Source organism: Photobacterium sp. GB-210, assembly GCF_003026075.1.
Lineage (GTDB): Bacteria > Pseudomonadota > Gammaproteobacteria > Enterobacterales > Vibrionaceae > Photobacterium.
On the sequence record NZ_PYNU01000030.1, the window covers coordinates 1 to 13,731 of the forward strand.

General features: G+C 44.0%; 14 protein-coding genes and 2 pseudogenes. 5 read left to right on the forward strand and 11 right to left on the reverse strand.

Going from position 1 to position 13,731, the window contains the following annotated elements; all coding sequences use genetic code 11:
• Positions 1-126 precede the first annotated feature (126 nt).
• Together greB and C9J38_RS20160 are read left to right on the forward strand one after the other, a co-directional pair.
• A pseudogene (greB, locus tag C9J38_RS20155) lies at positions 127-468 on the forward strand (transcription elongation factor GreB); the annotation flags it as partial.
• Positions 469-631: 163 nt separating this feature from the next.
• Positions 632-2,956, forward strand: a complete 2,325-nt coding sequence (locus C9J38_RS20160; protein ID WP_107208646.1) for a Tex family protein — start codon at positions 632-634, stop codon at positions 2,954-2,956.
• Between the two features lie 67 nt (positions 2,957-3,023).
• Here C9J38_RS20160 and C9J38_RS20165 read toward each other — a convergent pair whose 3' ends face one another.
• The gene (locus tag C9J38_RS20165) at positions 3,024-3,482 is read right to left on the reverse strand and encodes an ATP-dependent Lon protease (protein WP_107208647.1); all 459 of its coding nucleotides are present in this window, start codon (positions 3,480-3,482) and stop codon (positions 3,024-3,026) included.
• 71 nt (positions 3,483-3,553) lie between these two features.
• Positions 3,554-4,336, reverse strand: a complete 783-nt coding sequence (gene bioH / locus C9J38_RS20170; protein WP_107208648.1) for a pimeloyl-ACP methyl ester esterase BioH — start codon at positions 4,334-4,336, stop codon at positions 3,554-3,556.
• 35 nt (positions 4,337-4,371) lie between these two features.
• Here bioH and C9J38_RS20175 point away from each other — a divergent pair, with 35 nt between their 5' ends.
• Together C9J38_RS20175 and nfuA are read left to right on the forward strand one after the other, a co-directional pair.
• Complete coding sequence (locus tag C9J38_RS20175) at positions 4,372-5,079, forward strand: ComF family protein (RefSeq protein WP_107208649.1); 708 nt, start codon at positions 4,372-4,374, stop codon at positions 5,077-5,079.
• A gap of 142 nt (positions 5,080-5,221) precedes the next feature.
• Entirely contained in the window at positions 5,222-5,800 is a 579-nt protein-coding gene (gene nfuA, locus C9J38_RS20180; protein WP_005371977.1) for a Fe-S biogenesis protein NfuA, read from the forward strand.
• 73 nt (positions 5,801-5,873) lie between these two features.
• Here nfuA and C9J38_RS20185 read toward each other — a convergent pair whose 3' ends face one another.
• From C9J38_RS20185 to C9J38_RS20210, 6 genes and pseudogenes are all read right to left on the reverse strand, one after another.
• The gene (locus C9J38_RS20185) at positions 5,874-6,257 is read right to left on the reverse strand and encodes a 3D domain-containing protein (protein WP_107208650.1); all 384 of its coding nucleotides are present in this window, start codon (positions 6,255-6,257) and stop codon (positions 5,874-5,876) included.
• 105 nt (positions 6,258-6,362) lie between these two features.
• Positions 6,363-7,709, reverse strand: coding sequence for an MATE family efflux transporter DinF (gene dinF, locus C9J38_RS20190; protein WP_107208651.1), 1,347 nt, complete (start codon positions 7,707-7,709; stop codon positions 6,363-6,365).
• A gap of 174 nt (positions 7,710-7,883) precedes the next feature.
• Positions 7,884-8,012, reverse strand: a pseudogene (locus C9J38_RS20195) (protoheme IX farnesyltransferase); the annotation flags it as partial.
• Positions 8,005-9,078 carry a heme A synthase gene (locus tag C9J38_RS20200; RefSeq protein ID WP_107208652.1) on the reverse strand — a complete coding sequence of 358 codons (1,074 nt, stop codon included), beginning with the start codon at positions 9,076-9,078 and terminating at the stop codon, positions 8,005-8,007. The gene C9J38_RS20200 and the pseudogene C9J38_RS20195, both read right to left, overlap by 8 nt.
• A 24-nt stretch (positions 9,079-9,102) precedes the next feature.
• The gene (locus tag C9J38_RS20205) at positions 9,103-9,639 is read right to left on the reverse strand and encodes a cytochrome oxidase (RefSeq protein ID WP_107208653.1); all 537 of its coding nucleotides are present in this window, start codon (positions 9,637-9,639) and stop codon (positions 9,103-9,105) included.
• 3 nt (positions 9,640-9,642) lie between these two features.
• Positions 9,643-10,320 carry an SURF1 family protein gene (locus C9J38_RS20210; protein WP_107208654.1) on the reverse strand — a complete coding sequence of 226 codons (678 nt, stop codon included), beginning with the start codon at positions 10,318-10,320 and terminating at the stop codon, positions 9,643-9,645.
• Between the two features lie 90 nt (positions 10,321-10,410).
• Between C9J38_RS20210 and C9J38_RS20215 the strand changes: the two genes are divergently transcribed.
• Complete coding sequence (locus C9J38_RS20215; RefSeq protein ID WP_105061168.1) at positions 10,411-10,617, forward strand: DUF2909 domain-containing protein; 207 nt, start codon at positions 10,411-10,413, stop codon at positions 10,615-10,617.
• Positions 10,618-10,639: 22 nt separating this feature from the next.
• On the opposite strand, the gene C9J38_RS20220 is transcribed toward C9J38_RS20215, so the two are convergent.
• Genes C9J38_RS20220 through ctaD form a run of 3 tightly spaced genes read right to left on the reverse strand, consistent with a single transcriptional unit; the run spans position 10,640 to position 13,723 of the window.
• Positions 10,640-11,536: a cytochrome c oxidase subunit 3 gene (locus C9J38_RS20220; RefSeq protein ID WP_107208655.1), complete on the reverse strand. Its 897-nt coding sequence runs from the start codon at positions 11,534-11,536 to the stop codon at positions 10,640-10,642.
• Positions 11,520-12,095, reverse strand: a complete 576-nt coding sequence (locus tag C9J38_RS20225; RefSeq protein ID WP_107208656.1) for a cytochrome c oxidase assembly protein — start codon at positions 12,093-12,095, stop codon at positions 11,520-11,522. The genes C9J38_RS20220 and C9J38_RS20225 overlap by 17 nt, the downstream gene beginning before the upstream one ends.
• Positions 12,096-12,103: 8 nt before the next feature.
• On the reverse strand, positions 12,104-13,723 hold the full coding sequence (gene ctaD, locus C9J38_RS20230) for a cytochrome c oxidase subunit I (protein WP_107208657.1): 1,620 nt from the start codon (positions 13,721-13,723) through the stop codon (positions 12,104-12,106).
• Positions 13,724-13,731: the final 8 nt, after the last annotated feature.

A 13,731-nucleotide genomic window follows, 5' to 3' on the forward strand; every position in this document is an offset into this window, starting at 1 on the left:
CTTAATATACTTATTAGTATATAGTTGACGGTTCTTATGCTTGCAAGTTTGAATAACCACCAAATCAAACCCGATACATTTCAGATAATATGGCAGTAAATAGTATGTGTAATGGAATGGAACTAATACCAATACAATAAAAAACGCTTGCGTGAAATTGACCGTCGCGTCCGCTTTCTACGTAAACGCTTAGATGTATTAAAGGTGATTGATTACTCCCCGCAACAAGATGGCAAAGTCTTCTTTGGTGCTTGGGTGGAAATTGAAAATGAAGCGGGAGAAACAAAGACCTTTCGCATCGTTGGTCCTGACGAAATTTATGGCAGAAACGACTATATCTCAATTGATTCTCCCATGGCACGGGCGCTACTCAGCAAAGAAGTCGATGATGATATTGTCGTTACCACTCCGCTTGGCAAGAAAGAATGGTTTATCAATGAAATCCGCTACGACACCGACATTGAGTAATTAAATCATCATTACTGCATACGATAGAAGCCGTTCGTTATGTACACGGCTTCTTTTCCGATCTTTTTTCTGCTCACTGACACACTCTTAACATCGGTAAACTTGCCACTCTCATCGGGAGACGTAGAATGTAAGCTTAACGATAAACAAGAGATACCTACGGATGAGCAACTCTATCAATCAGCTGATTGCCAGCGAACTGAATGTTCGAAATGAACAAATCAATGCAGCAGTCACACTGCTCGATGATGGTAACACCGTGCCTTTTATTGCCCGTTACCGTAAAGAAGTCACTGGCGGCTTGGATGATACCCAACTTCGTAATTTAGAATCACGTTTAGGCTACTTACGTGAGCTCGATGATCGTCGTCAGGTCATTTTAAAATCGATTACTGAGCAAGGTAAATTGACCCCTGCGCTAGAGGCTGAAATCAAGACAGCAGACAGTAAGACCCGTCTTGAAGATCTTTACTTGCCTTACAAGCCTAAGCGCCGCACTAAAGGTCAAATTGCCATTGAAGCCGGTATTGAGCCTTTAGCTGATCTGCTTTGGAGCCAACCAGACAACACTCCTGAGCAAGCAGCTGAACAATTTTTGAATCCAGAGCAAGGCTTTGCTGATACCAAAACAGTACTGGATGGCGCTCGCGCAATCTTAATGGAGCGCTTTGCTGAAGATGCAACCTTGCTTGATAAGATCCGTCGCCAGTTAAACGGTCAAGCAGAACTGACTTCTCGTCTTGTCGATGGCAAAGAGCACGATGGTGCGAAATTTAAAGATTACTTTGAATATAACGAGCCATTAAAAACCATTCCATCTCACCGCGCACTCGCGCTATTTCGTGGGCGTAATGAAGGCTTCCTACAATTAGCATTGAATGCTGATCCCAACCAAGATGAAGGCGTGCGAGGCTCTTACTGTGAAGTGATTATTGCCGATCACTACGGCGTAAAACTGGGCTCGGCACCAGCTGATGCATGGCGTAAGCAAGTGATAAGTTGGGCATGGCGCATTAAGATTTTAATGCACATGGAAACCGAACTGATGAGCGCACTGCGTGAAAAAGCCGAAGATGGCGCGATGCAAGTGTTCGCTGATAACCTGAAAGATTTGCTAATGGCTGCCCCTGCCGGTCCTCGCGTCACACTAGCACTCGATCCTGGTTTACGAACAGGGAGTAAGATTGCAGTGGTTGATGAAACCGGCAAGTTACTCGATACTGCCACCATCTACCCGCACCAACCCCACAACAAAATTGCAGAATCAAGCAAAGTTGTTTTAGCCTTAATCAACAAGCATAACGTTAACTTAATTGCGATTGGTAATGGTACTGCTTCACGTGAAACAGATGCGTTTGTTGCCAAACTACTTAAAGATAATAATCTAAAAGTACAGAGCGTAATGGTGAGTGAAGCCGGTGCATCGGTATACTCTGCATCAGAGCTTGCTGCAAATGAATTCCCAAACCTAGATGTTTCTATCCGTGGCGCGGTGTCTATTGGTCGTCGCCTGCAAGACCCATTAGCAGAGTTAGTAAAAATTGATCCGAAATCTATCGGTGTAGGTCAATACCAACACGATGTTAGCCAAAGCATGTTAGCGAAACGCCTCGATGCTGTCGTAGAAGACTGTGTAAACGCCGTGGGTGTGGATGTCAATACTGCATCTGCTGCACTACTGACACGCGTGGCAGGTTTGAACGCCACCATCGCACAAAACATCGTGAACTACCGTGATGAAAATGGTCGCTTTGATGCGCGTACAGCCCTGAAAAAAGTCGGCCGTTTAGGGCCAAAAGCCTTTGAGCAGTGCGCTGGATTCTTACGGATAATGAACGGTAAAAACCCACTTGATAGCTCTGCAGTTCACCCAGAATCTTATGCGGTAGTTAAAGCTATTTCGGCTGCTAATAATAAACCGGTTGATGCGATCATAGGTAACACCGATTTCCTACGTAGCTTAAAAGCCGCTGACTACACCGATGCTGATTTCGGCTTACCAACGGTAACCGACATCATTAGCGAGCTGGATAAACCTGGTCGAGATCCTCGTCCTGAGTTTAAAACAGCCACCTTTGCCGAAGGCGTTAATGAAGTAAAAGATCTGATCCCTGGCATGGTATTAGAAGGCGTGATCACTAACGTGACTAACTTCGGTGCTTTTGTTGATGTCGGCGTACACCAAGATGGTTTAGTCCATATCTCCGCCCTGTCTGATAAGTTCGTTTCAGATCCGCGCGAAGTGGTAAAAGCCGGTGATATCGTCAAAGTGAAAGTGATGGAAGTGGATTTACAGCGTAAGCGTATTGGTATGTCGATGCGTCTGTCTGATGAGCCAGGACAAGAGAAGCCGACTCGTCAACCTCGCGATAATTCAGCACGTCCTGCACGAAGTCAACCACAAAGCCAACCTCGTCAACGTGATAACGGTAATGCCGCAATGGGTGGTGCGTTTGCAGCAGCCTTTGCTAATGCCAAGAAAAAATAAGCTAACGTCTTATTAAGTTAAACAAAAAGCCAGACGAGATGTCTGGCTTTCTTTTATCTACTAGAAATCAAATCACTTGTAGATATTCTGTTGGCGGGTTGGGCACACTGGCTTGTGCATACTTAAATGCCACCACCCCTTTAGTCCGCTCGTTTTGATTAATTTTATCTAATTGCTCAAGTAATTCTCGCGGTAATTTAATGTGCATGCTGTAACCCAGTGCACTGTCTTTCTCAAGATAATTACTGGCAGATAGCAGATCAATAAGACGGGCAATATCCTCTTGATAACCTTTTAAAATTTCATCATCTTGCTTATCATAATCCGGATGTTCACTCGGATCCCAACTTGGTTTTTTTAGCTGTTTCTCTTCACTGGTTATTGGCTTTTCATCTGCCGCCGCACTACTTGCAGTTAACGGGACAATTATTTCTCGCACTCGGTTATCTCGCGCAACTTGATCGGTTGGCGGATTGACCGTTGTGGCTAATGGCACACCACCAGCTTGTAGAGGAGAAATATTCATACCGAAAACAAATTCACCATGTGCAAAGTAAACAAACCCAAGTGGTTACTATTTAATCATAACGGTAATTTTTAAGATACAACAGCATCTTCAGCAATAAACTGCCGCACTGCAGCGATAAATTCATCAGGATGTGAAATAAACGGTGCATGAGATGCAGACTGAAAAACATAACTCAATGACTGTGGGCAGAGCTTGGTAATCGCGGCTTCTGTTTTAACGGGTACCAAGCCATCTAAGCGACCATACATTCGCAGCCAAGGTTGAGTGAGTAATGACAGTTCTGCCCGCTGATCAACGGTTTCAAGTAACGTTAAACCCAGTGCCAAGGCTGAAGGTTGTGGCGTCGGTCGTTCAAGAACGGCTTGCTTTAAATTCTTAATATCCTGTCGTGCTGTCGGGCTGCCCATCGCTTGTAACGCTAAGAATCGCTCTACCGTTAAGTTAAAATCAGAGGCGAGCTGTGATTGAAAATTCCTGAGTACATCTGGTTTGATCCCTCGCCATTCTTCTCGCGCCATAAAACTTGGCGAACTGGCTAAAGTCATTAATTGTGTTACACGCTCAGGTGCAAGTAATGCCGCTTGCGTTGCCACTAGACCACCCAGTGACCAGCCTAACCACGCTGCTTTCTGAGGGGCGCGCGCTAATACCGCTTGCGTGATCTCGACCAAGGACTCCGCAGTAACATCACCGCTATAACCGTAACCCGGTAAATCACACCAATGCACAGTAAAATGCTCAGCGAGGGCTGGGATCACATCTTGCCATACCGCACCATTCATTCCCCAGCCATGAATGAGAACCAGATCCGAGCCTTGACCTTTACTGTGCCAATCAAGCATTACCGCCATTACACTTCCTTATTCGGTTTTTTGAGGTTTTGTTTATGATGCCAAAAAACACAACGGCTTGGCTATCTCACACCTGCCGTAAACTATTATTTCGCCACTGTAGCTTATGTCAGTTACCACTCGAACCCAATGATGATTATTGGTGTCATTATTGTCTTTCTCAATTTCCATCCCCGCCTTACTGTCAACGATGTGGTACAACGACTTTAAACGCTGAACAATATTGTGGGCAGTGTTTGACGACTCCGCCACCTTGGCAACGATTGTATCGTTTAGGTGAGTACCAACCGCCTCTACAGCAATTAGTTAGCCAATTTAAATTTGGGAAAAAGTTCTGGCTTGCAAAACCATTAGCCAAACAATTAGCAAAACAAATTACCGACCCCGCCCCTTTATTGCTTCCTGTTCCGTTGCACCGCTGGCGTTATTGGCAACGAGGATTTAACCAAAGTCATTACTTAGCGTTAGCCTTAGCTCGTGAACTTAGTACCCAAGTTGATCACAATGTATTGGTGAGGACTCGCCATACTCAAGCACAAAAATCCCTGACAAAAAAACAACGTAAAACTAATTTAGCCAATGCCTTTGCTATTAAAGACTGTGCGCTTCCGCAGCATGTGGCCTTGGTTGATGATGTCGTTACAACTGGAACAACCGTGGCATTATTAACCAAAAGACTCCACCAGCAAGGCGTAAAGCGCGTTGATATAATTACGATTTGTCATACCGAAAAACCCGTATAGTCATCACTTATAACAAAAAAGTCGCGCATTATGATGTAAAACGTGGTGAAATTAAAAATGCTAATATTAGGGATGATAGAACGTCTCTCTAAGAGTAGAATAGAGAAAACTCACTAAATAGGTCAGGTATTACGTCGTGTCAATGATCACTATTACTGAAAGCGCTCAGCAGCACTTCGGCAAGCTTCTTGCCCAGCAGCCTGAGGGTACTAATATCCGTGTTTTTGTTGTTAACCCAGGCACTCAAAGTGCTGAGTGTGGTGTATCCTACTGCCCACCTGAAGCGGTTGAAGCAAGCGACACCGAAATCAAACTAGAGCTATTTTCTGCTTTTCTTGATGAGCTAAGCCTGCCATTTTTAGAAGATGCTGAAATTGATTTTGTTACTGACAAAATGGGCTCACAACTTACACTTAAAGCACCGAATGCAAAAGTGCGTAAAGTGTCTGATGATGCACCATTGATGGAGCGTGTTGATTACGTTATCCAAACCCAAGTTAACCCACAACTTGCCGGTCATGGTGGTCACGTTTCTTTATCAGAAATCACTGAAGATGGCGTTGCTATCTTACAATTCGGTGGTGGCTGTAATGGTTGTTCAATGGTTGATGTCACACTGAAAGAAGGCATCGAAAAAGAGCTACTCGCACAGTTTGAAGGTGAGCTAACTGGCGTTCGTGATATTACCGATCACGCACGTGGTGAGCATTCATACTACTAATTTTTAGTATGAACGGAAAATCAAAAAGCCGCATATAAGATGCGGCTTTTTCGTTTTGAAACCAAGATGCTCGTTATAATACGGTGAGAGTGACTCTCTTTCGTCCCCAGCGTTTTGCGGCACGAATGTCTTTCCCCATGTAAATATCAATCTTATTACGCCAACGGGGATTCATTTTATCCAGCACAACATATTCACCGGGCAAACCTGATATTTTAACCTTTACACCTCGTTTTAATCCTTTTTTCAACAAATCCCGTGAAACGGCAATTACTTTCATCCCTGGTTTTAACCTATCTCCCCATGCAGCAATGTTAGGGTGTGAGCTTGTCTGCGCCCTAACAGAATTATACGCTGTCGCTGTCACATGCATTTTTTTATGGGTAGTAGCAAAGCTATTTACGCTAAACACCAATGCAATAGTCAGTAAGAAATAAGCAAGAATATTCTTTTTCATATCCAACACCCGGCTAAAAAGTGCTCGCATTTTAACCAAAAGACCATCAGGTTTGATAGCTTTTTTTGCTCAAAATTAATACAAAATGTATATTTTAAATCTAACTTACTGTTTTAATGCAGGAGATAAGAAAATATTTTTTTTCCACTGGTAACCGAAAATAACCGCTAATGTCACACCACGTAATGCCATAAAACCTAACATCGCCGCCCATAATGCATGGTTGCCATAGCTATCCATTAACCACCAAATGGCAAAAAAACCACTGGTTGCAACAAACATACTGTTGCGCATAACTCGCCCTTGCGTCGCGCCAACAAAGACGCCATCCAGTAAAAAACACCACATAGCGACTAATGGTACTGCAGCAAGCCAAGGCAAATAAATATCAGCTTCAGCTTGAACCGCGGGAAGATCGGAGATCAAACTGACTATGCGCTCACCACCTAAAGAAAATGCCAATGTAAGCGCAACAGATATTATAAAGCTCCAAAATGTAGTGTTAATTAAATAACGTCCTAACTGATCACGATTGTTCGCACCAACGGCTTTTCCTACTAATGCTTCCATCGCATAAGCAAAACCGTCCATGGCATAAGACACCAACATTAAAAAGCTCATTAACACAGCGTTTGCCGCGACTACATTATCGCCTAGTGTTGCACCTTGGAAAGTCATAAAGGTAAACGTCGCTTGTAAGCACAAGCTCCGTAAAAAGATATCTCGGTTTAATTTAAGTAGTCGCCCCATACCATGTCGCGCAGCCATAATTTTTTCTTTTAACGGCGGCAAACCTAACGCTAACCATTGACGAGAAACAAACCATAACCCTAATAACATACCACTATAATCAGCTAGTACCGACGCAGAAGCAGCACCTTGAACTTTCCAGCCAAAGCCTAATACAAACAGAACATCCAAAAGAATATTAACAAGGTTAGTGATGATCAAAAGCCACATTGGCAACTTGGCATTTTGCGCCCCAAGTAACCAGCCCATGATGACAAAGTTTGCTAAAGCGGCAGGCGCTCCCCAAATACGGATTGAAAAGTATTGCTCTGCGTAAACTTTCACTTCATTACTAGCATCACTGAAATGGAAAATAGCACTGCTGACAGGTTGGTGTAAGGCAATAAGAATAAACGCGAGTAACCATGCCAACGCGATACCTTGAACAAAAATAGCCGCTTGCCCATGTTTATCTTCTCGGCCAAAAGCTTGCGCCGTAATCCCTGTGGTTGCCATGCGTAAGAAACCCAACAACCAGAATGTAACGTTGATCATGGTACCGCCAACCGCGACGCCACCGAGATACCACGACTTATCAAGGTGTCCGATCACAGCAGCATCCACCAGCCCGAGTAACGGTACTGTAATGTTTGAAAGTACCATTGGCAGGGCTAATGCAAACACCTGATAATGTAATGATTTGTCTTTTAATGCTGCTAGCACGTACTACCTCTGCCGCGATAATTATTGTTATATAGCAGAGCAGTTTAACCAGTTGATTATGGCGACAAAAGTCTTATTGATTAAAGCGTATAAGATCTGTTGTTCATCGGAGAGACTAACCATACCAAGGTAGTCACCAATGATAGGTAAGAAGTACTACAAATAAAGCCAATAAATGCCCACTAATGCGGTCAGTAATAACATGGCGACGACTTTTGGTTTCGTCATCGTAAGGTAATCACGCCAAACCGCTATCGCTGGCGAACGAACTCGACTGGAATGAAGCCGTTGTGATTTATCCATGCGTAGCGCTTTCCGATGCAAAAGACTCTACCTCTAATGGGGAGCGGCAATTGCATATCAGGCGATAACAGGTGGTGACAACGGTAAGTAGTAAGATTAATCCAACTACATTGTGCGCAACGGCAATCAGTAACGGCAAGTTAGCAAGCACATTGGTAATGCCTAATATTATTTGTATCGCTAATCCCCCTATCATCGCAATGCTATAGCGACGTAAGGGCGGTTTAAGCCACAGCAACCCAGCCAACACCAACACCAAAACCGCTGTGATAATTGCACCAATACGATGAGTAACATGAATAGAGACCCTTTGGGCATAATCTAAAACGCCATATTCATAGCTACTGTGTTGAGGTTGAATCAATTCAAACGCGCGAGGATCAAATATTCCCTGCCAATCCCCTTCGCATATCGGTAATTGTGTGCATACAACGGCGGCATAATTAGCCGCTGTCCAGCCTCCTAATGCAATTTGGCTTATCACAACAACTAAAACTGCAATTGCTGCGCTTTTGAGTACCGTTAAATATCGATGTGATAATGATAAATGGGGTTTAAAACCCTCTTGATAGAAAAGGGGGTTAGGTTGAATCCGTAAACGTAGTAGCCACAATAACGATACAATAGTAAAACCGCCTAACAAATGCGCCATCACCACAACAGGCATAAGTTGCATGGTAACCGTCCACATTCCAAGTAACGCTTGAAAAGAAACCACACCCAATAACACACTGGGTAACAATTTAGGCCGTCCACTTCGGCTCCATGCCATCACAGCAATCATTACCACCAAAAGACCTAGCGAGCCTGCAATATAGCGATGTACCATTTCATTCCATGCTTTTACCGGTTCAACAGGCGAATCAGGGTAAATCGCTTGTGCTGCTTGTAATTGTGATTCCGTTTGCGGTACTGACATGAACCCATAACAGCCAGGCCAATCGGGACACCCTAAACCCGCATCCGTTAACCGCGTATAAGCCCCCATCCCAACCACAATCAAAGAGAGAAAAAAGGCAGCGGTGACTAAAAAGTAGAACGGTTTATCTTTTTGCGTTTTATGCATAATCAATCCCACTATTTATGACATTTAGCCAATTTTTGATACTTTTAGCAGCCTTTTTAAATCACGTAAGATGTCTTTACCTTGTGCTAAAATGGCCTGTGGTTCAGCCTCTAGCGGATAGGCCATCATCACATTGCCATGAGGATCGGCTAGGTATACTGCATTGAGTCCATATTGAGATGGCGCAAATTGCTCATATTCTGCTGTGTTGCTGCGATAGCGTTGCAGATTTTCAACATCAACGGGAACGACGGTTGTTGGTTCAACGGGGGCGAGCAGCAAAACACTTCTCACCCGATCTTGATAAGCCCCAACAGCAAGAGGCATTTGCTTTAAGTGAAATAATGCACCTTCACAACGGCTATCACATTGTTGAGGCAACCAATAAATAAGTTGCCACTTTCCAGACGCAAGCCAATTTGCCGTCAACGGTGGAGTTAATAATTGACCTTTATTGGTGACACCACCGCTATACCACTGTTGGGTTAAGATTAATTTCGCTAGGATGATAGGCAGTAAAAACATCACACCTAATAACATTAAAACCTGATATTTTTTCATTCCTTATTCCCTCTTATATAGCCACCACCCAGCCATCCCTAATACCGCAAAGGCTAAAACAAACCACTGCGTGGCGTAGCCATAATGCTTATCTGCTTTCATCACGATAGGGGTCCAATTTTGTTTAAGCGCGAGAGGATTCGTAGCTGCAATTTGAACCACCCATTGCGGTAGAGCGCGATTTAATTGTTGTGACAGCCATGCCGGTTCAATATTTTGTACCCGTAACGGCCAACTCACGGCAGATGATTCTGGTTTGAGTTGTAATAATGAGGTGGTTGGTGCAATTAGACCGGTAATGACTTTTTCGCCACTAAATTGTGGTAACACGGGATATAACTCACGATAAGGAGGCGCGGCAATCCAGCCCAGATTGACCAATATCCATTGACCTTGGCTAAGGAAAGGGAGATAAAAATGGTAGCCTGCTTGACCATTATTTAGTTGGTTATCAAGTAAGATCGGATGCTGATTATCAAACACGCCAGTAAGCGCCACATTATGCCAAACGGGCGTACTGGGTAATTGCGTAATATCAGAGATAGGTTCGGTCTGAATCGTTTCTTCGACTCGCTGCTGTAATTGAAGCTTTTCAGCTGCTCGGCTTAATTGCCAAAAGCCTAATCGCCCTAACATACACACCACGATGAAAGTAAAAATAACAAAAGCAACTTTTCGCATCGATGTTTCCTCCATCCCTATTGGTTGAAAACAGCTATCCTTAAATAAGCGCTTAATGTGTTATCACTCCTATTCAATCAGAGGCTTTCGATGTTGATAAAAATACTGCTTATCGGCTTATTACTGGTGATCATCGTCAATCTTTTTAAAGCCCTCCCAATCATGTTAAAAGGTCAATCATCACGCCCAATGTCGCATTACTTAGGCTGGCGTATTGGCTTATCTGTCGTTGTTTTTAGCCTGATTGTGATTGCTTTATTAACTGGGGTTATCACCCCCAACCCTCGCCCGTATTAATCTTGTATCTTCAAAATAAACACTAAAGAATATAAACAAACAGAAATAAACCTAACCACACCACATCAACAAAGTGCCAATACCAAGCGCCTGCTTGAAATGCAAAATGATGTTCAGGCGTAAAGTGCCCTTTTAAAATTCGACACCACACAATAAACAAGATAATCGCACCAAGCGTGACATGAACGCCATGAAACCCAGTTAACATAAAGAAGGTATTACCATAAATCCCTGCATCTAATCGTAGGTTCATGTCTTCATAAGCATGGACATATTCAACACCTTGTAAGTACACAAACACCGCGCCTAGTAATACTGTAAGCAACAGTAGCAACTTCAATCGAGGACGATTATTTTGCTCTAATGCAGTATGAGCAAAATGTAATGTCACCGATGATGTCAGTAATAAAATGGTGTTATAAAGCGGCAAACCTATTGGCCCCATCGCTTGGGTTTCGGTGCCATCTGGCGTTTTTTCCAATGGCCACATGGCGACAAAGTCCGGCCACAACACCGCATTGGTCATGACATTATTACTTGCACCACCCAGCCATGGCACAGCAATCATTCGGGCATAAAATAGCGCGCCAAAGAAAGCAGCGAAGAACATCACTTCTGAGAAAATAAACCAGCTCATTCCCTGACGAAACGAGCGATCCATCTGCGCACTATAAAGCCCCGCCATAGATTCTCGGATCACATCACGGAACCAACCCACTAGCATTAATAAAATTAGCCCCACACCTACCAATAAGATCCAAGGACCTTGACCGCCAAACAGATCTCCGACAGTCGCGCCAGCACCTAACGCTATAAGAAATAAAGCAATTGCCCCCACTATGGGCCATGCACTTTCATCGGGGACATAATATTTCGTTGTTGGCGGTAAGTTATCGGTTTCACTATAGGGCTTTGACATTATCCACCTCACTGTGTTGCTCAATCACAGGGTTATCCTTGTCCGTTGCAACGTTGAATAGGGTGTAAGCTAAAGTCAGTGTTTCTATCTCTTTCGGCAAGTCAGGGTCGATATAGAACACCAACGGCAATTCTGCATTTTCACCACCCTCTAAAGGCTGATGATTAAAACAAAAACATTCGATTTTATTGAAATACTTCGCCGCTACGCCCGGTGTTACCGAGGGCACAGCTTGTCCGATAGTGGCGACTTTATTTAAGTTTTTCGCATCGTATTTAATGATTTTTGTTTCACCAGGATGCACCGTGATTTGCTTTACCTGAGGCGTAAATTGCCACCTCACTCCTGGATTAATGTAGGCAACAAATTCAACCGTCACTTCTCGGCTGGTATCCACTCGATCACTGGTTTCTGTGGGTGTTGTGGCTGTTTTTCCATTGATCCCCGTGATATCGCAAAACACGTCATAAAGGGGAACCAACGCAAAAGCAAAGCCAAACATCCCAACTGCTGCGGCAATTAACCCCCACAATGATCGCTGTTTTTTCGGCTCATCCATCACGCCTCCTAAGGATCAATCTTGGGCGGTGTTGAAAAGGTGTGATATGGCGCAGGTGATGCGACTGTCCACTCCAACCCTTCAGCACCTTCCCATGGTTTGGCAGGTGCTTTTTCTCCCCCTCGAATACATTTCACCAAGACCGCGATAAATATCAATTGAGAGACCCCAAACAAGAAACCACCAATACTGACCACGGCATTAATATCTGCAAATTGCAGGGCATAGTCAGGAATACGACGTGGCATACCCGCCAATCCTAAAAAATGCATTGGGAAAAATAAGATGTTGACCGAGATCAGCGAACACCAGAAGTGCCATTGCGCCAAACGCTCATCAAACATGTGTCCCGTCCACTTTGGTAACCAATAATAGGCAGCAGCCATGATCGAAAAGATAGCGCCAGTGACTAACACATAATGGAAATGGGCAACTACAAAATAGGTATCATGATATTGAAAATCAGCAGGCGTAATAGCGAGCATCAATCCAGAAAAACCGCCAATGGTAAAGAGCACAATAAACGCAATAGCAAACAACATTGGCACTTCAAAAGTTAATGATCCTCGCCACATCGTTGCCACCCAGTTAAAGACTTTCACCCCCGTAGGGACTGAAATCAACATGGTGCAATACATGAAAAATAGCTCTGCTGCGACAGGCATCCCCGTGGTGAACATGTGGTGTGCCCAGACGATAAAGCTTAACCCAGCAATGGATGCCGTGGCGTACACCATAGAGCTATAACCAAAGAGTTTCTTGCGCGAAAAAGCAGGGATAATGGCAGAAATAATACCGAAACTCGGCAAAATCATAATATAAACTTCAGGGTGACCAAAGAACCAGAAAATATGCTGGAACATCACCGGATCGCCACCACCCGCCGCATCAAAAAAGCTCGTACCAAAATATTTATCGGTTAATACCATGGTCACTGCGCCTGCTAAAACAGGCATAACCGCGATAAGTAAAAATGCGGTGATCAACCATGTCCAAACAAAGAGTGGCATTTTCATATACGTCATGCCTGGTGCGCGCATATTCACGATGGTCACGACAACGTTAATCGCTCCCATGATTGAGCTAATTCCCATGATATGAATGGCAAACACAAACAATCCCGTACTCGGTGGGCTATATGTTGTTGAAAGTGGCGCATAGAATGTCCAACCAAAATTAGGCCCGCCCCCTTCCATAAAAAGAGAGGCTAACAACAAGCTAAATGCAAAAGGCAGGATCCAAAAGCTCCAGTTATTCATCCTTGGCAAAGCCATATCTGGTGCCCCAATCATCATTGGGATCATCCAGTTCGCTAATCCCGTAAAAGCGGGCATCACGGCGCCAAACACCATAATCAAACCATGAACTGTGGTCATCTGATTAAAAAAGTTGGGCTCCACTAACTGTAAGCCCGGTTGAAATAATTCAGCCCGAATAACCATCGCCATTGCGCCGCCAACAAAAAACATGGTTAAACTAAACAGCAAATATAGGGTGCCGATATCTTTATGATTGGTGGTAAATAACCAACGCTTTAGCCCTTTCGCAGGATGCGAATGATGGTCGTGTTCTGTGTCAGTACAGCCAGCAGTATCAATTTCAGCTTCTTGGCGCATCATATCCGTCATGCTTACTC